General features: G+C 42.8%; 16 protein-coding genes and 2 pseudogenes. 12 read left to right on the top strand and 6 right to left on the bottom strand.

What is annotated here, in order from left to right; genetic code table 11:
• Positions 1 to 352 precede the first annotated feature (352 nt).
• Both MHH56_RS23985 and MHH56_RS23980 read right to left on the bottom strand, forming a co-directional pair.
• The gene (locus MHH56_RS23985; protein ID WP_339204174.1) at positions 353 to 1,921 is read right to left on the bottom strand and encodes a response regulator; all 1,569 of its coding nucleotides are present in this window, start codon (positions 1,919 to 1,921) and stop codon (positions 353 to 355) included.
• On the bottom strand, positions 1,899 to 3,647 hold the full coding sequence (locus MHH56_RS23980; protein WP_339204173.1) for a sensor histidine kinase: 1,749 nt from the start codon (positions 3,645 to 3,647) through the stop codon (positions 1,899 to 1,901). Before MHH56_RS23980 ends, MHH56_RS23985 begins: the two co-directional genes overlap by 23 nt.
• A gap of 333 nt (positions 3,648 to 3,980) precedes the next feature.
• On the opposite strand from MHH56_RS23980, the gene MHH56_RS23975 reads away from it, so the two are divergent.
• The 7 genes from MHH56_RS23975 (at position 3,981) to MHH56_RS23945 (ending at position 16,180) form a co-directional block, all read left to right on the top strand.
• Complete coding sequence (locus tag MHH56_RS23975) at positions 3,981 to 4,841, top strand: ABC transporter permease subunit (protein ID WP_339204172.1); 861 nt, start codon at positions 3,981 to 3,983, stop codon at positions 4,839 to 4,841.
• 15 nt (positions 4,842 to 4,856) lie between these two features.
• Positions 4,857 to 5,744: a carbohydrate ABC transporter permease gene (locus tag MHH56_RS23970; protein WP_339204171.1), complete on the top strand. Its 888-nt coding sequence runs from the start codon at positions 4,857 to 4,859 to the stop codon at positions 5,742 to 5,744.
• A gap of 66 nt (positions 5,745 to 5,810) precedes the next feature.
• Entirely contained in the window at positions 5,811 to 7,550 is a 1,740-nt protein-coding gene (locus MHH56_RS23965; RefSeq protein WP_339204170.1) for an extracellular solute-binding protein, read from the top strand.
• Positions 7,551 to 7,643: 93 nt separating this feature from the next.
• Positions 7,644 to 8,726 (top strand): glycoside hydrolase family 99-like domain-containing protein, encoded by a 1,083-nt coding sequence (locus tag MHH56_RS23960; RefSeq protein ID WP_339204169.1) that lies wholly within the window; start codon positions 7,644 to 7,646, stop codon positions 8,724 to 8,726.
• Positions 8,727 to 8,770: 44 nt separating this feature from the next.
• Positions 8,771 to 13,066, top strand: coding sequence for a discoidin domain-containing protein (locus MHH56_RS23955; protein ID WP_339204168.1), 4,296 nt, complete (start codon positions 8,771 to 8,773; stop codon positions 13,064 to 13,066).
• A 52-nt stretch (positions 13,067 to 13,118) separates the two neighbouring features.
• Positions 13,119 to 14,189 (top strand): SGNH/GDSL hydrolase family protein, encoded by a 1,071-nt coding sequence (locus tag MHH56_RS23950; RefSeq protein ID WP_339204167.1) that lies wholly within the window; start codon positions 13,119 to 13,121, stop codon positions 14,187 to 14,189.
• A gap of 23 nt (positions 14,190 to 14,212) precedes the next feature.
• Positions 14,213 to 16,180 (top strand): beta-L-arabinofuranosidase domain-containing protein, encoded by a 1,968-nt coding sequence (locus tag MHH56_RS23945; RefSeq protein ID WP_339204165.1) that lies wholly within the window; start codon positions 14,213 to 14,215, stop codon positions 16,178 to 16,180.
• Between the two features lie 253 nt (positions 16,181 to 16,433).
• On the opposite strand, the pseudogene MHH56_RS23940 reads toward MHH56_RS23945, so the two are convergent.
• Positions 16,434 to 17,253: pseudogene (locus MHH56_RS23940) on the bottom strand (SpoVR family protein); the annotation flags it as partial.
• Positions 17,254 to 17,562: 309 nt separating this feature from the next.
• On the opposite strand from MHH56_RS23940, the gene MHH56_RS23935 reads away from it, so the two are divergent.
• The 3 genes from MHH56_RS23935 (at position 17,563) to MHH56_RS23925 (ending at position 18,580) form a co-directional block, all read left to right on the top strand.
• On the top strand, positions 17,563 to 17,781 hold the full coding sequence (locus MHH56_RS23935) for a hypothetical protein (protein WP_339204164.1): 219 nt from the start codon (positions 17,563 to 17,565) through the stop codon (positions 17,779 to 17,781).
• On the top strand, positions 17,781 to 18,131 hold the full coding sequence (locus tag MHH56_RS23930; RefSeq protein ID WP_339204163.1) for a hypothetical protein: 351 nt from the start codon (positions 17,781 to 17,783) through the stop codon (positions 18,129 to 18,131). Before MHH56_RS23935 ends, MHH56_RS23930 begins: the two co-directional genes overlap by 1 nt.
• A 251-nt stretch (positions 18,132 to 18,382) precedes the next feature.
• Positions 18,383 to 18,580: a hypothetical protein gene (locus MHH56_RS23925; RefSeq protein ID WP_339204162.1), complete on the top strand. Its 198-nt coding sequence runs from the start codon at positions 18,383 to 18,385 to the stop codon at positions 18,578 to 18,580.
• Between the two features lie 425 nt (positions 18,581 to 19,005).
• On the opposite strand, the gene MHH56_RS23920 is transcribed toward MHH56_RS23925, so the two are convergent.
• Positions 19,006 to 19,635: a TetR/AcrR family transcriptional regulator gene (locus MHH56_RS23920; protein ID WP_339204161.1), complete on the bottom strand. Its 630-nt coding sequence runs from the start codon at positions 19,633 to 19,635 to the stop codon at positions 19,006 to 19,008.
• 169 nt (positions 19,636 to 19,804) lie between these two features.
• Between MHH56_RS23920 and MHH56_RS23915 the strand changes: the two genes are divergently transcribed.
• Both MHH56_RS23915 and MHH56_RS23910 read left to right on the top strand, forming a co-directional pair.
• Positions 19,805 to 20,725 (top strand): COX15/CtaA family protein, encoded by a 921-nt coding sequence (locus tag MHH56_RS23915; RefSeq protein ID WP_339204160.1) that lies wholly within the window; start codon positions 19,805 to 19,807, stop codon positions 20,723 to 20,725.
• 28 nt (positions 20,726 to 20,753) lie between these two features.
• The gene (locus tag MHH56_RS23910; RefSeq protein WP_339204159.1) at positions 20,754 to 21,521 is read left to right on the top strand and encodes an alpha/beta hydrolase; all 768 of its coding nucleotides are present in this window, start codon (positions 20,754 to 20,756) and stop codon (positions 21,519 to 21,521) included.
• A gap of 206 nt (positions 21,522 to 21,727) precedes the next feature.
• On the opposite strand, the gene MHH56_RS23905 is transcribed toward MHH56_RS23910, so the two are convergent.
• Together MHH56_RS23905 and MHH56_RS23900 are read right to left on the bottom strand one after the other, a co-directional pair.
• Positions 21,728 to 22,105 (bottom strand): hypothetical protein, encoded by a 378-nt coding sequence (locus MHH56_RS23905; RefSeq protein ID WP_339204158.1) that lies wholly within the window; start codon positions 22,103 to 22,105, stop codon positions 21,728 to 21,730.
• Positions 22,106 to 22,318: 213 nt separating this feature from the next.
• Positions 22,319 to 23,595: pseudogene (locus MHH56_RS23900) on the bottom strand (SpoVR family protein); the annotation flags it as partial.
• Between the last annotated feature and the right edge of the window lie 609 nt (positions 23,596 to 24,204).

The raw sequence follows: 24,204 nt of genomic DNA, 5'->3' as shown, positions 1-24,204 counted from the left end.
CAGCGGTGCGATCCGGGTCCAGATTCCACAAGTCATCATAAGAGGAGGAAGGGATATTCCACTCCAAGCACTCGCTGTCCTTTTGCACCATTTCGATATTAGTTTTCTTATCTAATTAATATTAATAAGTTAACAATCTGTCTTTTTTTATTCGATTATTTTAAAATTTTTCCACGCGAAGTATTTAAAGCCGCTATTTTATCGAATAGCCCCGCATCACGCTAGTATTATCCTGTTTTTCAAACATCCAAGCGCATAGTTTATTCCAATAGGTACAATACAGGAAAAATATAGACGAGTTGTCTACAAAAAATCGTCATCAATCTGTATACATGTAAAAATACGTAAGTAGCTAGGAATAAAGGGCTCTTGCAGTTATTTTGTATTTCGTAGGGTAACCACCGGTATGTTTCTTGAACATATTGTTAAAGTAACTTTGGTTATGATAACCGACTCGGATCGCAATTTCCTGCAGATGCAAATCGGTTGTCATAATCAATTCCTTGGCTTTCTCGATACGTTTGATGTTTAAATAGTTGGAGAAAGTATCATTCATGGCCTTTATGAATTGTTGTCCCATATACGCCGCATTCACATTAAAAGCGTTGGAAATGGTTTTGAGTGAAATGTTTTCCATATAATGACGGTCAACATAGTCCAGTATGCGCTTGATGATCGGATTCATATCATCGTCTCTCAGATGAGCAATCTGAAAAGTTGTCTGTGCTAGCGAACTAAGCCATATCCTTAGTTCATCCATGTTTTGTTGTTGCTGCAACTCTGCTACAAGACTTCCCTGATTTTTCATCTGAAACGCATGATCAGGGTCTATTTTATGGGTATAGCTAAGCAAGTGGTGGGCAATTTCAATAGTGACATTCTGTACGAGCGAAGGCGAAACACCTCCTACACTGGATAGTTCGGATAAAGTTTCCTCAATAAAGGTCAATACTCCGGCACCATTCCCGTTGATCAAACAAGACTGTAGCTGATTATAATCGATGTTGATTGGAATGATGCTTTTCAGGGGAGACTGCTCCGAGTCATCCATAATTGAATTCATTGGCATTACAAGGCTATAATCCATTAAATGCAGAGCACGTTTATAACTGAGATGGACGTCGGGCAGCTCCCTTTCACGGGTCCCGATCGTGATAAACACATCACGTTTAAGATAGGCTGTAATGGATTCAGAGCAGTCCTTTAAAACATTCTGGATTTGCAGGATTTTGTCTTCAGACTCGCTAGGAAATATACTTACGATATGTCCATATGGATCACAGACTGTAACAGCCCACGTTGCAAGCTCTGAGCAAATATTCTCGGCGGCATATTGAATCAAATCCCTGTCATGATCAGTATCGGAATCTCTATATAAGATCTTTATTAAGCTGACGATGATATAAGGAGAATCAAATTTGATGTTTAGCAAATCGGCTCTTTGCTCAAGTTCCTGGCGTCCGATTCGATTCACTAGCCAACGGTTGATAATATTATTTCTCAGAATGACTGCATCGCTTCTCAACTGTGTTTGTTCAGATAAATAACTTTCTATTTTCCAGTATATACCAATAAGTGTGTCGGACAATTCTTCCCGATTTACCGGTTTGAGCAAGTAATTCTCAATTCCGAGCACAGCTGCTTCTTTCACCAATGGGAAGTCGGCATGACCACTAAGAATGACACATTTGATTAGCCGATTGAAGGACTTTGTCCATTGGATCAATTGAAGTCCATCCACATTAGGCATTTTTATATCAGTAATCAGGACGTGAACCGTTTCGCCTTCCATGATCGCCATCGCTTCCGCTGCGGATTGGACTGTACCGACTACCTCCATGCCGAAGTCTTCCCAATCAATCAAACGCTGCAATCCTTGAATAATTTTCGGCTCGTCATCAACCAGCAAAACTTTGTACATCACTCAACATCTCCTCTCGGCTTTTTGTTGGAATACATATACGTACGGTAGTGCCCCTATCGGATTTGCTGTCAATATCCACGCCGTATTCCTTACCGAATAATAATTGAATACGCCTATGAACATTGGAAAGACCAATTTTATTGTGGTTTATTTCACTAGTGATACTGAGTTGTTCTCTGATTTGATCCCTCGTTGAGTCATTCATCCCCTGCCCATCATCCGATATTTCAATCACAATCTGCTGTTCTTGTCTGTAACCATGGATCGTTATATGGTTTTCGGGTCTTGAATGATCTACAGCATGAATCAAAGCATTCTCAATGATCGGTTGCAAAAGATGCTTGGGAATACCGAATCGATGAATGCTTTCATCGATTCGGAAATCGAATACCAGGTTATTACTATACCTGACATGGTACAGTTCGAGATAGCTGTTGCAGAATTCCAACTCGTCTTTGATCGTAACGACCAACTCTCCTTTGATGCTATTTCTGAATAGTTGGGCAAGAAGCTCAATCATATGCCCTGTACTCTCATCTCCATAAGACAATGCTTCCATTCGGATTACTTCCAGTGTGTTGTAAAGAAAGTGGGGATTGATTTGGGCTTGAAGCGCATGGATCTGGGCGTCCTTCTGCAATAAATCAGAAATGTAGATCTTATTGATATAATCCTTGAGCATATTGCACATATGATTGAAATTAACCGCAATGCTGTTGATCTCATCCTGATTCTTGCTGACAGGAATCTGGTAATTCAAATTGCCCATCTGTACTTTCTGGATTGCTTTATTGATGAGATTAACCCTTCTTGAGAATAACCGAATACTGACTATACCGAAACATAAGGCAAACGCCGCACACACTGCAGCGATAAGTACAACCGTGTTTATGGAGGACTGGATAGAAACCATAATTTGAGAGCGCGGCAGTATAGCTACGACATAATAGCCTAGTTTCTCATTATAAAAGGAACTGACGAGACTGGCTTGCTCCAAATGGGTAATCGGTGTCGGACTGTCTTGTCGGAAATGAGAGTATGTCTTTCCGTAATACTCGCCGGTAGTGTCCAAAATCACGTCACCGTTTTGACTTAACACAATAATTTCAGGTGAAAACTTACCGCTAACAATTTTGTCGAAATGGCGGACAATTCGTTCTGCGTTATAGTTTACGGTCAGGATGGCGATGCTTCGGTTGTACAATGAAGTCTTATCTTCATCGGAAAGGGCAAAGGGTGCGCGGATGTTCGATGAAATAGAAAAAACTCGCAATTGCTTTGAACTTGCATAATCTTGAAGATATGAGGGAGTAATTGAGAGACCATAAAAAGCATCGTCCATTTTCCTGAAAGAGGATGTGTTGTTCGCAATGAAACTCTGGCTGTTCAAGATCAAATAATTAGAAGTAAACATGAGGTCTTCGCTGATCTTCTTATACAGTACGGCATCAAAGATATCGTTATCCAGGGATGCAACTGCATTAAGGTAGTTATTGATCACAGATGCTCCCATATAATCAACTTCGTTGTAATTGGTAATTTTTCTGGAAAGAAAGTCCATCATACTTTGGTGTTGTACTGGATTAAGATAAATCTGTCTTGTCAGTAAAGTTACAGATTCGGATTTTTCTTCCATATAGTTCATTGCTATGGAAGCGCTTTCTTTTACCTTGTGAAGACCGTCTTGTTCAGCCGACCGCTTCAGACTGTGAATGACGGACATGCTGAATAGAATGACCGTAAGGATAATGATCGCCGTGTATATGATAAGAAGTCGATTGAAAAATTTTCGTTTAATAAACCTGGAATACAGTGAGATCATCGTTTGGTTAACCTCCAGGAAAGAATTCATAATTATTGCAAATTCCTAAAATTCTAAGAATAGCATTCCATTATGAGATCGTATTACTATGAACCTATAGGATTTCAGAAATCAAACATATCATAGATTAGGGGTACTTAGATGTCAACAAACAACTTGCAGGTCAATAAACAGAAAGTGTACATTGCCAAAAGGAATAAGAGGATGGATTCAGGGAAAATAACCCTACTGCTAATGGCAATTCCTTGCGTTATTATCTTGATCGTATTTTCTTATCTCCCATTGGCGGGTTGGGCCATGGCATTCTTCGATTACAAACCAGGACTCAAATTGTTAGGTACCGAGTTTGTGGGCTTTAAGTGGTTTGTGTTCGCGTTTGACGACCCTGAGTTGTCCAACGTGCTGCGCAATACTCTTGTTCTTAGTTTTCTCAGTCTTTTATCTACGCCGATTGCTGTAATATTCGCCATCTTCCTTATGGAGATGACGAATAGCAGACTACGGAAGCTTATTCAGACGATAAGCACATTTCCCAATTTTATCAGTTGGATTCTGGTCTTCTCGTTTGCTTACGCTATATTTGCCCCAGGGGATGGCATTCTTAATAAAGTATTGCTCAATCTGGGTTGGATCTCTGAACCGCTTAACCCTCTAGCAAACTCCGACATTGTCTGGTATTTTCAAACAGCCATCTCGATATGGAAATCGCTGGGCTTCGGAGCCATCATCTATATTGCTGCAATTGCAGGGATCGATCAGGAACAATACGATGCAGCTTCGGTGGATGGGGCGGGTCGATTCACGCGGATGTGGCATATCACTATGCCCGGTCTGATTCCCACTTTCATCACACTGTTGTTGTTGAATATCGGCGGGCTGCTAAATACGGGATTTGAACAATACTTTCTGTTTCAGAATGGGCTTACCCAATCTAAGATTCAGGTGCTGGATGTGTATGTTTATAGGCTTGGCATCACACTCAACAATTATCCGATGTCTACGGCAATCGGAATGGCCAAGACAGTTATCAGTATTATTTTGCTGTTAAGTGCCAACTATATTTCGAAGAAATTAAGAAACCAGTCGATATTTTAACAAGGAGGAAAAACGATGAAGAAGAGAGATTATACATTTCAAATTATCAATACAACAGTTTTCTTGCTTTTTACTCTCTTGTGTATCTATCCCTTCTATTATATCTTTATTGCCTCTGTGAGTGATGCGCACGCTGTAGCTATGGGAGAGGTGCTTTACTTTCCAATCGGATTCCATCTAGATAATTTCAAAAGTGTTCTAAAGTTGGACGGAATCCTGATGGCTTTCGGTATCTCTGCCGCAAGAACAATCGTTGGAACTGCTTTGATGTTGTTCTTCTCCATAATGTTGGCATTTGTGGTAACTAAGAATGTTCTTCCAGGTAGAAAGTGGATATATAGAGCTACTGTGATTACGCTTTTCTTTAACGCCGGTCTCATACCCTGGTTCGTTATCATGAAAACCTTAGCGTTAAACAATACCTTTTGGCTCTATGTACTGCCTGGAATGATTTCACCCTTCGCAGTTATTTTGATCAAGACGTACATGGAATCGATATCGACTGCGCTTGAGGAGTCGGCCCTAGTCGATGGAGCTGGATACTTTACGATTTTGTGGAGGATTACAGCACCGGTTTGTCTGCCGGTAATCGCAGCTGTAGCGGTGTTTAATGCGGTGAGCCAATGGAATGCCTGGCAGGACAATTTTTTCCTTGTATCCAATCCGAATCTTCAAACGTTACAGCTCATGCTTTACAACTACCTGCAGCAGGCGGAGTCTCTTGCCAGAGCAGCAATGCAGGGTAATATCAATCTGGAAAATGTTGCGAGCAACAAGCAACTTGATTCGTTTTCGATCAAGACCACAATCACTATGGTAACGGTATTTCCGATCATACTTGTATACCCGTTTATGCAAAAGTTTATTGTAAAGGGCATTATGCTTGGATCGGTAAAAGGATAACTTTCGTTATTGCCCTGCTTGCAGGTTACAATAAGCATTATTTTAAAAATATCAGGGGGTATGGGTATGAAGAGGCGAATGGGAAAATTGTCAACTGTGATCCTCATTGCTGCACTCGCGTTTAACACTGCGTGCACAAGTAACAATCGCGAGCAGAAAAACAAGAACGCAGGTGAACAAGCGCCAACTAATCAAGGAGAGACAGTCGCTCAAGAAAACCCGAGGGAAAAGATAGGCTTGTCATTCTGGGCAGCAGAATTGTGGGCCAGTTCCCCGACAGGACGTCAGGACGATCCGATTATGAAGCATATCGAAGAAAAGTTTAATATTGAACTCGATATGGAAACCCAGCCATCCGATGAGAAGCTGGCAGCCATTCTCGCCACTAACGATCTGAAAGATATTATGGTTATTCCCAAGAAGAACTTTGATCAAATGAAAAGCCTAGTTATTGATATGGAACCACTTCTTGAAAAATATGGACAAGACATCAAAAAGAACATCAGTCCTGAAACGATTTCTTATTATAAAGATATGTTTGGAGATGGGCAATTGAAATTCCTTGGCTCCGAAATTAGCACTGACGGCCCAGTATTGCCTGAAACGATCTGGGCGGGTCCCTATGTAAGATGGGATTATTACAAAGAGCTCGGTTACCCAGCAATCGAAACACCCGATGATTATATCAAGGTTGTCTCAGAGATGAAAAAGCTTCATCCTAAAAATGAAGACGGAAAGCCTTACCATGGGTTCTCATTATGGTTGGACTGGGGCTACGGAATACTGGCCGATCACTGGAACGTAAGACGTCAAGGAGCAGAGGTGATAGGCGGACTGACGAATATTCTTCAAATCGACAGGGAGTCCTTCGAATACTTCAACAAATACACGAATGAAAACTCGGGATTCTGGACTGATCTTGATTTCTGGAATAAGGCCAACAAAGCGGGGCTCATTGATCCGGACAGTTGGACTCAAAAGTATGATCAGGCTGTTCAGAAATATAATACTGGACAGGTACTTGCCACCTATATTAACTGGGTGATTGGCGGATCAAACGCCTATTTCCAATCCAAGAAGATCTATGACAAAGGTTGGACCGCAGACAACCCAATTCCTATGAGTGGAGAAAACTATTATTACAATACGGCAAACAAAGGACAAAACTTTGTGTATGCAATCAGCAAAGACTCGAAAAATCCAGAAAGAGCAATGGAATTGATCAACTACTTATATTCTGTTGAAGGCGTGCTTACGATTATTAATGGGATCGAAGGACAGGATTGGGTAATCGAGAACGGTGAGTATAAGTATACAGATACTTATTTCGAGAACGAGAAAGACGCCGAAAATGCCTTGAAGTTCGGATATCGGAAATATGCGAACCAATCCGGACTAGATATAACGGGGTTCATCCCTGGCACTAAGAATCCACTTGATTTCAGAAATAGTCAAACCTACATGAAGATCCAACTGGAAAAGCCCGAAAATGCGCTGAAAAAGGAAATCACTTCGTACTACAATGCAGAATTTCCGAACAAGATACCGCCCAAGGGCCAAGAGTACGGCAAAACACGCGTGGCAGAACTTACTCCGTTGCTGCCGCCCAGTGAGCCAGATGAGATTAAGCTGATTTCGGACCGTATCGTCAATTATCTGAACCAGGAGGTCATCAAGCTCATTCTTGCGGATGACTTCGTCGGTCACAAAGCGAAGATCATCAAGGAACTTGAGAAGATGGGGATTGACAAGGTTTACACTTTCTGGGACGGGGAAATGAAGAAAGCCCTCTCGGAGCTTAACTGATTATTAACCTTCATACAAAGACAGGCAAAATGAGAACTCCCCCTTACATCTACATAAAGGCGGAGTTCTCTTGATAAAAAAGGGGCGGTACTTATGGCAAGCGACGAGATTCGGGATTACAGCAGCCAGCCAATACAACCCATTCGGATTGAAACAGGTAAATACCTAGTGGGGGCACAAGCATGCAATCTGTGGAACAGCCCTTCCGCTTGGGAGAAAATCAAGCCTTTTACAAATCGAAAGTCTGTACTTGGTTGGTATGATGAGGCGAACCCACGAGTCATTGACTGGGAGATAAAATTTGCGATAGAGCATGGAATTCACTTCTTCATGAACTGTTGGTATCGATCTAAGAATAATTTGGGGAAGCGTCCGATTACGGCCGAATACGATCATTGGCTAAGAGGTCTGGAACACAGCAGGTACGGGGATCAAATGAAATTTATGATCATGTGGGAGAACGCTAACGACATCGCTTCCGGAGTGGATTCTGAAAGCGATCTCATTGAAAATCTGCTGCCATATTGGGTGGAAAAGTACTTTTCCAGATCCAATTACCTTGTTCTGGATGGAAAGCCGGTTTTATCGATTTACAATATCGGTTTGCTGGTCGAGCAACTAGGTGGAAGTCTTCCTGCTGCAAGAGCGATCGAGAATATGCGTAAGCGCTGTATAGAGGCTGGATTTCAAGGTTTGATCCTTTTCGGTCAATATTGCTGGGGGCCGATAACAGAGCGGAATCAGCTTATGAAAGATATAGGTCTGGATTATAGCTTCTCGTATCACTGGCCTACGTTTGCAGATGGCTCTACCAATCCCGGAGCGGAATTTTTCGGTGACAATCCCGATTCCATTATTCTCGCGCAGAAGAAATGCTGGGAAGAACAGTCCCTGGGGGCTGTTCCTAATATCGTGACGTGTTCCATGGGATGGGATTCGGAACCGTGGGGTTATTCTTGCACAGACCAAACGTGGCGCCTTGAACCCTGTGATTTTCAAAGATTATGCGAAACTGCTAGACATGAGCTTGATGCCCGGTACAGCGGTGGATTGGAAAGTACTATAATTCTGCTGGATAACTGGAATGAATACGGAGAAGGGCATTATATCTTTCCTACTGAAAAATATGGCTTTTCCTATTTGGAAGCTGTACGTGAAGTGTTCAGGACAGTATAGAAGTAAATATGTGGAAGGGGATGGGATTTTTGTATCGGAAACGAATGAACAAAATCGCAGTCTGTATTTTAATCCTTTCAATTTTCTTGCCGTGTTTGGGCATTATCGGTCTGGAAGAGTATAAAGTTGAGGCATCAGAAACGACAAATGCTGAGGACGGGTATGCCAATATAGCGCTGGGAAGCCGGGCCGACTCATCCTCTCACCTGGGGATCAATACTGCAGTTAAAGCAGTAGACGGCGATCTAAACACAGGATGGGTAGCAGCGAATGCAACATTCCCTCAAACAATTATCGTTGATTTGGATGCGATCTCCACGCTGGGGGTAGTGAAACAGCATTTTCAGACAGATACCACTTGGTACTACAGAATTGAAGGTTCCAATCAAAATACGCCAAACAGCTGGTCCTGGTCCATTCTGGCTGACCGTACCCAATCCGGTGTTAACGGCAGCATAATAGAAGAAATTGTACAGGGAAGATACAGATTTGTCAGGCTTGTGATTACCGGTTCTGGAGACGGGAGCCCAGCAAGCAGCATGGAGCTCGAAGTCAAAGGCGAAACTTATGCTCAGCCTCGGGATCTGGTTCCGACCCCTGTTCCTGTTGATACCGGTGATAAAATCGTAGTGGCGCAGTCGTGCAACTTGTGGGGAAGCAGATATTTTTGGGAAAGCACAAACCCCGTTCTTTATCCGGAGCGGACTCCCCTCATGGGTTATTATGACGAAAATTACGATGTCTCTACAGATTGGCAGATCAAGATGGCTGTCGAGAACGGCATAGACGGTTTGTTTTCATGCTGGTTTAGACAAAAAGGGAATGGGGGCAAAGCCCCGGTTATGTCCTCCTTTGATGGCTTGACGCACTCCTTGGCCAACAGCGCTCAGCATAGGGAGTATTTGAAATGGGCCATACAATGGGAAAATTCCAATGATTCAGCCGATGGTGTCTCGGACATAAATGATTTCCTGAACAATGTGGTCCCCTTCTGGATAGAGGAGTATTTCTCCAAATCCAATTATCTGAAAGTTGAAGGCAAGCCAATAGTATCGATCTACAGCTTGTCCAAGTTCATCAGCGATGTCGGTGGCGAAGAGAATGCCAAAAATGCCATCACTCAATTCCGCCAGGCAGTGGCGGTTGCCGGCTATCCTGGCGTTATCCTAATGACAGCCGAAAACACGAATACAACACAAAGTTTCGCTGCCGCTAAAGAGATCGGAATCGATTATATTTATTCCTATCACATCCCGACCTTTATGGACACGTATCCAACTGACGCGAACATCACGTCTGAGAGTTATGTCCAGTCTCACATCGATTCGTGGAATAATTTCGATTCTAACAGTGAAGTTCCCTATATTATGACTGTATCAAGCGGTTGGGATGCACGGCCATGGGGCACGTCTGCACCCGTCTGGGAGATCCCCCCGAATTTGTATGAAGGACTTCTGGACGAAGCAAAAACCAGAATGAATTCTAAATCCGATGGGAATTTGGGCGGCAGATTGCTGCTTCTCGACAACTGGAATGAGTATGCCGAGGGCCATTATATCGCCCCTACAGAAAAGTATGGTTTCGATTACATCAATGCAATTAGAAGAATTTTCTCCGACGCGACAACCGAACCGGACAATCTGCTCCCAAACAAAAATCAGATTCCGCAGTTGCTTACCATTAAGAATGCTACAAGTTTGACTGTAACAACTGAAAATGGAGCAGACACCATTCCCCAGCCGTATGGCACATTGCAAATGGACTATCAAACAGAGCCACTGGGTGATAACGGTTTTATGTCCGTCAAGTGGGAAGTTTACGAGATGGATGGGGTCACGCCCACAACTAAGGCTTCCATATCTGGCGACGGTCTGCTAACGGCAAAGTCAAACGGTCAGGTGAAAGTGGTAGTGACGGACAACAGTCAGCCGGAATTAAAGGGCGAGAAAATCATCACAATCAGCAATCAGCCTGAGAACCTTGCGCGGGGTAAGACGGTAACCGCCTCTACCTATGCCGATTATGGCGCAGCAGGAATCTATTATCCATCCAACGCAGTTGACGGCAATATGGATAGCTGGTGGCTGGTAGATGGCGTGCAATATCCATCTTGGTTACAGGTTGATCTGGGAGAGCCTAAAGCTCTCGGTACAATCATTCAGTACGCGGCAGTACCCCAAACCTATAAATTTAAAATAGAGGGTTCATTAGACGGTGAAAACTGGGTGTTGATGGTAGACCGCAGTATAGTGGGTGTCACCGGGGAAAAGATCAAAGAAGTGGTCAATGGGAACTATCGGTATGTAAAAATGACGTTTCTTCAAGCCAATGCCTGGCCGTCCAGCAAAGAGTTTGAAATCTATGGCAGTACCGGTGAAGTCATCCCGGACAATATCCCTGTAGCTGCCATTGAAGTTTCGGGCGAGGGAGGAACGAATGAAATCACGTTAAACGGGCAGAGTTTACAGATGATTGCCGATGTTCTGCCTGCAAATGCAACAAACAAAGCCGTTGCATGGTCTGTCTGGGCAGAAGACGGCAAATCGCCTACAGATGTGGCATTTATAAATAACAGTGGGCTGCTCTATCCGAATAAAAACGGAACGGTTCTCGTTCGTGCGGAGGCTGGAGATGGTTCGGGAGTAATGGGTACCGTTCCGGTCAATATCATCGGGCAGAAAGTGAATCTCGCTTACAAAAAACAGGCAACCGCTTCGGAATACGCCAATTACGGAGGAGATGCGTTGTTCTCCCCGGATCTTGCCGTAGATGGAAATCTTGAGACAAGATGGCTGGTGGATGGTGTGAAGTATCCATCATGGTTTAAAGTCGATCTCGGCGAGAAGTATTCCCTGACTCATGTCTTCCAATGGTTTGCGGACACTGATATCAAGACCTACAAATACAAGATCGAAGGTTCGGCGAACGGTTCGGACTGGGAGACCCTTGTTGATCGAATGAATGATGGCATGCAAGGTCCAATGATTACCGAAGAAGTAGAAGGAATCTACCGATATGTACGAATGACGCTCACCGATGCCAACGCTTGGCCAAGTAGCAGAGAGTTTAAGGTATGGGGAGAAGCTTTGCCGCCAAGTGAAGGAGAAAAGCCTACTGGCCATCCCGGTAAATCGACAATTACTACCGATGTTAAATTAGGCAACAGCAGTCTTCAAGTTCCTGTGACTAGAGAAAAGAATGACAATAATCAAACAGTAGTCAGAGTTCCGGTGACTGCGGATGTCCTGGCGCAAGCTTTCTCCTTGAGCAAACATTCTGCACTCGTACTCGAGGTACAGAACACGGATCCTGTGGTCAAGGTTGATATTCCGGCTTCTGCTCTTCTCGATGCGGCAGAGAAATGGTCTGATGCAGGCTTACTAATAAAGGTGGCTGGCGCCAGTTATCTGCTTCCTGCAAAGATAGCTAAGAATATTCCCGGGTATACGAAGATCACCATTACGATTACAAAATTAGCCGAAGAAACGGCAGATGCCATTAAAAGTAGAGTTGCAAAAATGGAATCCATGCAGATGTTGGCAAGTCCTGTAGATTTCAAAGTCGAATATGATGGTAAAGAAGCCACGGATTTCGGCGGCATCTATATCAGTCGAACACTTTCGTTTGCTGCTGCTTCGGATATTTCGAAAGTGACAGCAGTATGGGTTGATGACGATAACGGCTTACATTTTATGCCTTCGGTAATTTCCCGTGAAGATGATCGTTTTGAGATAACGATATTTTCCCCTCATAACAGTATTTACACGGTAATTGAATCGGAGAGATCCTTTAACAATCTTGTTGGACACTGGGCTTCAGAGGACGTCAAATTGCTGGCAAACAAACTTATTATCAATGGGATCACTAATAAGGAATTTGTACCAGATGCAAGTATTACAAGGGCACAGTTCGCAGCACTGCTCGTACGATCCCTTGGTTTGTCCGCTACTGTAACAGATTTGAAATTCTCGGATATTAGAGGAGGGACTTGGTTCTCAGGTTCGGTCGGAGCAGCCAGTAAGGCAGGGATAATCAATGGTTATGAAGACGGTTCTTTCCGACCGCACGACACCATCACACGTGAGCAGATGGCTGTGATGATTGCGCGAGCGATAGAATTCACCGGTAAAATGGTTAATCCGGCGGAATTCGTTCTTGACCCATTCGCAGATCAGGGAGACATTTCCGATTGGGCGTTGGAATCGGTAGCAATCAACCGATATGCAAATGTTATGCAAGGTTTGTCGGATTCCACATTTTCTCCAAAGGAAGAAGCGACACGAGCTCAAGCAGTTACCATCCTGAAGCGGATGCTTCAATATTTGCAATTTATCAATTAAGAGGCTGAACGCGAGGTGTGTATGGTTGAATGAATTTACAAATAGAAACGTAATGTCGCATGTTTGGCGTTCATTAAATGAAGGGGAAATAACAATCGGCTTTATGGGCGGCTCAATAACGGACGGGAGGCCCCGTAACAACTGGCCCGAACCGGTTGCCGCATGGTTTAGCGAACAATTTCCTTCCGCTAAAATATGCATTGAGAACGCGGCTATTGGGGCTACTGGCAGCGATTTGGCGGTGTTTAGATCGCAACGAGATATCATTGACCGCGGATGTGATTTGGTGTTTATCGAATATGCGGTTAATGATCTATTTGTTGCATCCGAGCAGAGAAATAAAACAAGGGAAACGTTGATCAGGTCTATCCTTGCCAATGGGGATTGCAATGTCATTCTTGTATACACCTACCATCAGGATATGTATACAGCCATGATGCAAGCAGAATTGCCGGCCTCCGTAGCGGAATTCGAACAACTGGCGGAGCATTATGGAATCGGGTCTGTGTGGGTGGGGCTCCATGCTTTGAACGAACTCAAAAGAGGGAGATTCAGTTGGGAAGAATGGCTGCCTGACGGACTTCACCCATCGACACGGGGCAGTTTGAGCTATGCCCAAGGTGTAATCGCATTTCTTGAGACGGAGAGTGCAAGATACATTCAAGCTGAATCGCAAGCTGCTCCGACATCATTGCCTGTACCCATGTTTGATGGATTATGGCATTCAGTATCTCTTCTTTCTCTGAAAACCGCATCTATTGAAGGTCCCTGGGTACTCAAAAGGTGGCTGCATCACGTCTGGATCGATCAAGTGCTTGAAACATCGGCAGTAGGAGCGAGGCTTGCCTTCTCCTTTTATGGGAAGGGTCTGGCATTAGGTCTGGATTTCGGTTGGAAGGCGGCGGAATTTAACTACCGGATTGATGATTCGGAGTGGGTTTTCTCAGACCGTGCAAGGCCGGAGTGGCTGTCAGATGATGGGCTGTTTTCCCTCTATCTTGTTTCGGACTCGTTGCAAGAAAGTCATCATCGGTTTGAGTTGGAAGTGGTGCATGGAAATACCCCTAATTGTAAGGGGACAAATTTCCGGCTTGGTTTTATCGGCATTATAAGGAATTTATAAAATGCTTTAAGGAGTGTTGGTAGATGAAGTTGAAGATAGCGGATCGTTTAACACCATCCAACAAAGGAAGCGTACACATTGAAGGATATCTGGGGCAAAGAATTGCCTCCTGTATTCACAACGGCGTCATGGCCGCTAACCATGCTTTATTCCAGATCCCGTTTCGGGATAAAACGGATGAAGGCGGTAGTTGGGGGGGGGAATTTTGGGGCAAATGGTTTACCTCCGCAGTACTGGCCTATCAGATTGAACCAACTGATCATCACGGGGCGATTTTGGCTGACGCGGTTCAGGGTTTGATAGATACGCAGTCGGAGGATGGCCGTATCAGCAGCTATGAGAAAGATTTTGGGGACTGGGACATCTGGGGAAGAAAGTATGCCTTGCTTGGACTGATCGCCTACTATGATTTGAGCGGAAAACAGGAGGCATTGCAAGCGGCTGTTTTAGCCACGGACGAGCTTATTCGGATATCTGGTCCAGGCCGAAAAAAGCTGACGGAAACGGGGCTCTCGCTCTTGGAGGCATTATCGTCTTGTTCCATCCTGGAGCCTGTCGTATTGTTGTTTCTGCGAACAAGTGATCAGAAGTACCTGGATTTCGCCGAGTACCTCGTTTTGCTTTGGAGCGAACCAAACATTTACAATCCGAACGGAATCCGGCTTATCGAGGATGCCATTGCGGGGATTGAACCCTTGAAAATTGCATCACCTAAAGGTTACGAGATGATGTCCTGTTATGAAGGCGTGTGCGAATTGTACCGGGCTACAGGAAAACAGGAGTACCTTGAAGCTGCTATCAAATTTGCCGATTTGGTAAGAGAAAAGGAAACTATGATCGTAGGTTCCGGTTCCAGCGGTGAATTGTGGTGCGACGGGGCTAAAAGACAGACTGAACTGCTGGAACAGCCTATGGAGACCTGTGTCACGACAACCTGGATCAAATATTGCTACCAGTTGCTGCGTCTTACAGGTGATCCGAAATGGGCAGATGAAATGGAAATTACGCTATACAATGCATTGCTCAGCGCAATGGTTCCGAGCGGCAACTGGTGGGCATATTTTTCGCCATTGGTTGGGGAACGTGTACCTAGTCATATGCAGGTCCCACTCGTGCAATGCAGTTGCTGTTCGGCGAATGGTCCGCGTGGACTCCTCACCGCGTCCGGGTGGGCGGTCATGAACGATGATTCTGGTATAGCCATAAATTTGTATTATCAAGGGAATTGGAGTGGACGAGTGAACAATGGAGATGAAGTCGGCTTTGAGATGGAGACAGCCTATCCTGAACTGGACAAAATTAGAATCAAGGTTAAGCAGAGTGAAAGCTGCACTTATACTATAAAGCTTCGTATTCCAGCATGGAGCCGACAAACCGAGCTTCAAGTAAACGGCGAGCGGATTGTCTGCATACCCGGAACGTATACGGAAATCCACAGAGAATGGAAATCGGGGGACGAAATTCACCTGAAGCTGGATTTAAGGGGACGTGTGATTACGGCGCCGGGGAGTATAAACCATAAGGCCGTCATGGTGGGACCGATTGTACTTGCGTTAGACAGCCGGCTTTCCGACGCAGAGAAGCATGTCAGTCTTTGGCTCGATCATGAACAGATGGAGCGAAAGCACAACCAAGACTGGAACATTGATTATGTTCTCCTGGATAACTGCTCCGATGAAGAAACCTACATTGATCTTGTGTCTGCTGCAACAAAGCCCGAAGGAGTATGGATGGCTTTTGAGGTGCCTTTTCTTATTAGACCGTCTCATTTCGTCGGACATAAAGAAAGCAAGCTAGTAATGTGTGATTATGCATCCGCGGGTAATGAGTTCAGTGAATCAAATCTATTCAGGGTTTGGCTGCCCCAGCCATTATTCATGGAACAAGCGTTTCCGAAAGGGACTTGGCATATTCTCGTACATTCTGAGGATCGGCCAGGGATTCCTGACGGAACACAGCAACTGAAACAAACAGGATTTTTGAGTTTGTAGTCTTAGAACCTGCTTTAAACAGGAATTAAATGGTGAAAAATTACTTCCACTGGGTAACTTACTCTTGTTGCCAACGTAAAAACACCTCCAAGGTTGTCACCATATCTTATGAGATGGTTGCATTTTCTTGAAGGTGTTTTGATTTGTCTCAAATTATGGGGTCAATCCCCAAGCGAATATGAACGGTTTTTTTGTATTAGCATTATACGTGATTGCTCTTAAATGCAGAATTAAGAAGCACTATCCTTTTAACTCAAACAAACTTCCGACTCGTCTTCTTCCCATCACAGCCGAACACAATCTTCTTATCCTCAACAAACGTCTCCAGATGAACATTCTTCCCCCAAAGCTGAACGACATGGGGCAGCGTACGCTCCACATACTTCAGATCGAGCTCCATCCCTTCATACTCATGAATAAGATAAAGCTCACCCACACGATTAAAATCCCCATCCTTAACCTTCAAGCTAGGAAACCCGCCATTTACTTTCGAATAAACAAGCTGATCGCGAATTTTCTCCCACGACTTATCGGTAATTTTCCATTAAGGGCCTTTTTTCTCGAAAATGTACAGATCGAGATTATTAACCAGATCCTTCGTCAGGTAGTTGCGGATGAATGAAATATCGGAATCGAGCTCGCGTACCTCAAACATTTTTTCCCTGCCCTTGCCGGGAACGCGTCCGAAGCGTGCTTGTTCTTCCTTCGTTGGGTTATCGAAGCGGCGCTCGATATTCTCAAATATAATCATAAGAGGAGGAAGGGATGTTCCACTCTGAGCACTCGCTGTCCTTTTGCACCATTTCGATATAACGTTTCGTATCTAATTGATAAGGCTTAATGAGCGTAGGATCGACATGCTCGTGAATGGCAAGAATCGCATCCATAAACTTTTCGACTGCTTCTGTGCCATGATCCATTTCATACTCATGAAAGCGATTAAGTTTGTTTTGAATTAGAGAATTGCCCTCTAGAAGAAACGCGTAGCAGGGATTGGAGTTAATGACGAGCTCGTAGATTTTGCTCAAGCCGAAGTCGTATTGGAGCCTAATTTTGTTGAACGTTTTATCAAATAATAATACATATGAAGAAAGTTTAAGGAATTAATATATGTAGATAATCACGTATTACGAGAATTTGACTGCAGACCAGAATGAAAAGCTTCTTAAATATCAGGGTATGTTTGCTTTCAAAGTAGTCTGTAATGAAATGGTGCTTGCCAGCGTATAGGACTAAAACCATATAGAATATTACAACTGTAAATGGCATATTGCGTCGTATCCATCATATGCGCTTCGGAATGTGTAATTCATTTCTCTGGTGAAGAAAACGAAGGTTAATTCCCTCTAATTGACTTTCAAAAAGACAACCGAGTAGTAAGTTTGAAAACTATTGATCCTAGTGGATATTCTTTCAGTAGCTTAAAATCAACTTTAGGAGGATATTTAGATGAGTTAAGGGATATTTTAATGAAAAATGAAAATAGGTTTCTTGACATTAGAATACCTAAAGGTTCCATGACTGATGAAGTTTTTAATAATTTAATAGATGCATTAGAGTCCAGAGCTAAAGGTATTCAATTTAATGTGGAGGTATTCTAGTGGAAATTAATAATGACAAAAAAGTAATGTTCAAAGTCTATTATCCTCAAGGTGAAAATACAAAAGAAAACATTGGAATTTGGATGAATGATATATTACTTTTTAATCCAACTTCTTACACTGGGTCAAAAACTACAAATTATAAACATGAAAAAATTACAAAGAACTCTTCGTTGATCGAGTATATCTTAAAAGAGAATTTACTTGATAGAGATTCGAATACTTTTACATTAATGGATGATGAGGATAATTTTTTATCATTTAGTAATGAAAATAAAATTTGTTCACTTCATGTAGAAATTCAAAAAAATCTATTTGATACAAATGAGTTGAAAATAAATCATTTATAAATAAACTCTTTCTCAAGAATAAAGCAATTGTTTCCTTTCTATGTGCAAGTAAAGAATACTCCTGGCAAAATGCAAAAGACCCAAAATATTATGAAAATGCAAATAAAGAGCTTGATCCGTCTTGGTTAATCCCTCACCGGTTTATTAAAAATAAACAACAAATTGATGTGCAATATTTTCCAGGCCATACTGATTATATAAATGGGATCTGGTTTGGCGCAGCGTGGCTGATGTGGTTTGGGAAAGCATATATGCAGCTTTTCCAAAAAGATATCTTCGATAATTTCAAAGATGCTCATGAGATAGAAATTATGGAAAACGGAACATTAATTATAAAGTTGTTTTCAGATATGTGGAGTTACAATGAGAGCATGAGTAAAGAGAGAATGAGATTATTTAGAGAAAATATAGCTCTTTATGAAGTAGTGGATTCCTTGAAAAAAAGCTGAAAAATCTTAATAAATCACAATTCTTTTATTTAAGAATTTATTATTTTTTCTTTGTTTCTGACTTATCAACAGTGGGAAGCACTAGAGATGGAAGCTGCAGCAGAAAACAGCAAACGTTGCCCCTTCATGTAGAAAGGGGCGAAGTGATGCTTACTATCATTAATCTTTGCTCCGATTGCAAATACAGCCTCCATAATTGGATGCGATCACCAGTTTTGATTTTCTTGAACCCATGATTTTATGGGTTTTCGTATTTTAGTTTAAGCTAAAAGTATTGTGTATTGAGACATAAGGGGTAATACCTATATATTTATTGAGCAAATCAAACTGCAGATAAACATAGTTTAAACAAAGGTGACCCTTCTTTGATTGTTAGAAGAAATTTATCATAAAGAAATGCGATTAATGTCATTTTGCTCACTTTTTTACTTTTTCTTACCCGCATTGGATGTGCCTCGCAGAAAGATTCCAACCAATTCTTTTGCCAATTCCCTATTGGATGCGTATTTTAGAAGGGTGTCTTTTCGGTTTCCCAGCAGCATCATCGCGGAGAAGGTTTGTGCCAGAAGCATGGGATCGTTGACTCTAAGCACATGGTTGTCCATTGCCGCTTGAAAATGATCTGCTAATAACTGGTAGATACTATGCTCGGATTGTCTTATTTCCTGTAGTTGTTCCTCATTTAAAAAGGGCTCAGCCTCTCTCAGCATCGTTTCGATTTCGGCATGGGGATTGGTTAACCGCGCTTCGGCTACTGTAACCAATCCCTCTTCGAGGTGATCGGCCTCCTGTAGAATACGAGATATATGCCTATGTACTTGATTTAAGACGGTCGTAACTGCCACTTTAAATAATTCTGGTTTGCTAATGAAATGATAATAAATAGCAGGTTTGGACACTTGGCATTCTTCGGCGATTTGCAGCAGCGATACAGACTCGTATCCGTACTCCATAAAACGTTTGGATGCAGTCTTAATAATCATTTCTTGTATGGAAGGATCATCTTTTGCATGCTTAGGTCTACCTGGCGCGCGTTGCGATTGTTTTTTTATCATAACTACCTCCATGAATATTTTATGACAATTCATCATTTTAATCAAAAGCGTCTTGATAATTTACCTACCGGTAAATATAATTTAATGAGATCAAAGTATCTCCTCCATGGAAATTGTCATGGTTGCATCAAGAACAGGCAGGTGAAAAATACTGGCAACGATTACTCGTTTGAAATGGCTTAGTTACGCAACAACGCTGTTTATGTTTTTCGCGACGTTTGGAGGTGGCATCGTCACCAGAACAGAGTCCGGTCTGGGATGCGGCACGGAATGGCCACTGTGTCACGGGGAATTTGTTCCGGCTCATACACTTGCTTCTGTCATCGAATACACACATAGGCTGGTGAGTACGACTGCAGGCATTTTGGCAGTGGCTACACTGCTAACTTTTTTAGTGTATTTGAAGCAGCGAAAAGATTTGCGATTTTTTGCAGCGTTAACACTGGTTTTTGTGATCATTCAAGGCGCAATGGGTGCATTAGCAGTCGTATTTTCACAATCGCCCCCCGTGATGGCGCTCCATTTAGGATTCGCTTTTATCGCTTTAGCGAGTTCTTTAATGACAAGTCTTGGCTCGAGGCAAGAACAGAAGGCGCGCGGACTTGTAAAATTCGAGCAGATGCCAAGGACAAGCAAGGCATTTCGCAATTTTGTATGGTGCTTGACCGTATATTCTTATTTGGTGGTCTATACCGGCGCATTTGTAAGTCATACCGATTCGGCAGGTTCCTGTACCGGATTGTTTTGCAAAGGCAGTCGGCTGCCGGAAGTGGCTGGAGGGATAACAATCGAGTTGACTCACCGGATCGCCGGTATTCTGCTGGTTTTGCTGGTTGTCATGTTGTGGTTTTGGATTTGCAAAAATTACAAGAGCAATTGGGAATTGACGATGCAAGCCCAGTTTGCTTTTGGTCTCATTTTGTTCCAAATTCTTACTGGCGTAGGTATGCTGTATACGCTTAGCCGCCCGGAAGTGTACATGTTCGTTGTTCTAGCCCATATGACCACTATTGCTGTATTATTTGGCATGCTTGCCTACATGAGCTATCTGACATGGAGGCTTTCCAAGCCCGCAACAATTGAAAAATAATGAAAGTTATTCAAAGGAGAGTTGCTCAGTGACAAAGACAAAACGAAAACGCATATGGCTGCGCATCCTGCTCGCGGGCTTCGTCATCATCGCGCTTGTTGCTGCCGGATCAATTCTGTATCTAAAATCTCAAACATACGCACCAAGCAATAAAGCGGAGTCGGCATTGCAAAGCAACAGCGAGGTAAATGTAACAGAGGGGAAAGACGGGTATACATTCGAGCCTGCAGATGGAAGCATCATGCAGCCCAACATTATTTTTTATCCTGGCGGATTAGTTGAGCCGGGCAGCTATTCGCCGTTTGCAAGCGAGCTTGCTAAGCTAGGTCATCGTGTATACATTGCAAAGATGCCGCTTAATCTGGCTATTTTTGGGCAAAACAAAGCCGATTCCTTCGTGAAGGAGCATTTGGGCGAATCCTTTGTCATCGGAGGACACTCGCTAGGGGGCGCGTTTGCGGCTAGATATGCTTCAGAGCACAGCGATCAACTGGCAGGTATCTACTTCTTAGCATCGTATGCCGATGAGAGCGGAAACCTTGCCGATACCGACCTTGCCGCGCTGCAAATTACAGGTACGTCTGACGGGGTTCTTAATCTTGAAGTATGGGAAAGCTCAAAAGCCAATCTTCCCGAGTTAACGGAATATGTTTCGATCAATGGGGGGAATCACGGACAATTCGGATCTTATGGCCTGCAAAAGGGAGATAGTGATCCTCAAATCGGAGAAGATGACCAGTTGGAGAAGGTTGTTGATGCCATGCAGAATTGGATGGAGCAATTTACAAATAAATAGCACAATTCAAAGTATATGTGCAATAACGGCATGAAGGCAGCCATCATCGATCGGCTGCCTTTATATCATTTAACGTCAATGTTTTTTATACGACAGATTGTCAAGCTAAGTGCGACACCTCTTCCATGAAAGCTTCATGAGCCGACATCCATCCGAGACATTTTCGGGGGCGGTTGTTAATCAAACGAATAGCATCCGCGGGTTGGCTATTTATATTTTTCAAAATCCCTGTAATTGCTCTCGGCTTTTCGCTGATGAGCCGAGGATTGAAATGTTGACCATCCTTTTGGTACCGAAATAAGAGAGAACTCGTTATTAATAGCACGATGAAGTATATCCCGTAAAATTGTATGATCAAAAACTCTAGCTTTAGATCTTTGAGATGCCCATTCGGAAATAGCAAGCCTTGAATGACCATCGAGATAACTATTATAAATTGCACGAATGAGAGTAGCTTCTTCAGGAATTATTATTAGTTGCTGCGTTGGTTTATCCCATGAGTATCCAAAAGGTATCCTCTCACCAGGCCATAAACCAGATTTAGTACGAACTCTTCTTCCTGAAGTAGTCCGTTCAATTATCATATCTCGTTCTAACTGGGAAAATACTGCTACATACCAATCATCGCTGTATCGAGAGCATAATGGTCGTTGAGATTTTTTTTTTTATATTCTGTATTAAGGGAGGCCCCTCTGGCCGAATAAGAGAAAACCCGATCCAATGAAATCGGGTTTTCAGTAACATTTTTAAATATGATAACTCTTCAAAACAGAATTAAGAAGCGCTATCCTCGTAACTCAAACAAACTTCCGACTCGTCTTCTTCCCATCGCAGCTGAACACAATCTTCTTATCCTCAACAAACGTCTCAAGATGTACGTTTTTCCCCCAAAGCTGAACGACATGAGGCAGCGTACGCTCCACATACTTCAGATCGAGCTCCATCCCCTCATACTCATGAATAAGATAAAGCTCACCCACACGATTAAAATCCCCATCCTTAACCATCAAACTAGGGAAACCACCGTTTACTTTTGAATAAACTAACTGATCGCGAATTTTCTCCCACGACTTATCGGTAATTTTCCACTCAGGGCCTTTTTCTCGAAAATGTACAGATCGAGATCATTAACTAGATCCTTCGTAAGATAGTTGCGGATGAATGAAATATCGAAATCGAGCTCGCGTACCTCGAACATTTTTTCCCTGCCCTTGCCGGGGACGCGTCCGAAGCGTGCTTGTTCTTCCTTCGTTGGGTTATCGAAACGGCGCTCGATATCCTCGAATATTTTTAAGCCTAAATAATAGGGATTCAAGGTGTGCCGGGATGGCTGCACGACAGAGGAGTTTAGCTTAGCGAACTCAATCGTTTCGTCGCTAGTCAGATCAAGCTCGCGTATGATCCGCTGATGCCAGTAGGAAGCCCAGCCTTCGTTCATATTTTTGGTCTCGATTTGCGGCCAGAAGTAGAGCATCTCATCGCGAAGCATAGATAGAATATCGCGCTGCCAATCCTCAAGAGTAGGGGAGTATTCCTCAATGAACCAGATGAGATCTTTTTCTGGCCGTGGTGGAAAACGTTTGGCGTCAGCGGCCTGTGATTGAGCGGCTGATGCGGCGGCAGCGGTTCGATCCGGATCTAGATTCCACAAGTCATCATAAGAGGAGGAAGGGATATTCCACTCCGAGCGCTCGCTGTCCTTTTGCACCATTTCGATATAACGTTTCTTATCTAATTGATAGGGCTTTATTAGCGTCGGATCGACATGCTCTTGAATGGCAAGTATTGCATCGATAAACTTCTCGACCGCCTCCGTGCCATGATCCATTTCATATTGATGAATGCGATCTGCTGTAGCAGACATGCTCTCAACCATATTGCGATTGGTTACACCAAAGCGAGCGTTGTTTTTGAAAAAATCACAGTGAGCAAGCACATGGGCGACGATGAGTTTGTTTTGAATTAGAGAATTGCCCTCTAGAAGAAACGCGTAGCAGGGGTTGGAGTTAATGACGAGCTCGTAGATTTTGCTTAAGCCGAAGTCGTATTGGAGCTTCATTTTGTTGAACGTTTTATCAAATAACAATAAATATGAAAAAATATAATCATTAATAAGTGATGGTATTCACCCCTAACGAGAATTTGATCATGGTCATCTGAACAAGAATCGAACATTAACAATGATAATAGGATTATGCTGAGCTTAAGAACGTGGCTTTTTATAAGAGGGATTGATGCTTGAGTCTTTTTTTTTTTATTTATCTTTCTTACATCAAATGGAGATGTAATTCGGAGTGAACATGAGTTGGGCGTATCATCCTATTAACTAGGGGTATAACGTAATTGAGAATAACTTAACGAATAAAGTAACGAACACCAGGACGTTAATAATCATGTGAAATTATTTCAATATAAAAAAAGACAGGTCGTTTTAACGATCTGTCTTAAATTTTTTATTCGATTAATTTAAAATTTATCCACGCGAAGTGTTTAAAGTCGCTATTTTATCGAATAGCCCAGCATCACGATAGTATTATCCTCTATTTCAAACATCCACGCGAATATTTTATTCCGATATATTTTTCACTTCATATAGTAAATCTTTTTTAACTAATGTAATTTTACTTTTATTATTTTGATTGTTAATTTAGTGTACACTCCCACAAGAATCAATTACCGTGGA

Origin of the sequence: Paenibacillus sp. FSL K6-3182 (assembly GCF_037976325.1) — a bacterium.
Taxonomy (GTDB): Bacteria; Bacillota; Bacilli; order Paenibacillales; family Paenibacillaceae; genus Pristimantibacillus.
This window is presented reverse-complemented; position numbering and strand designations above follow the sequence as displayed.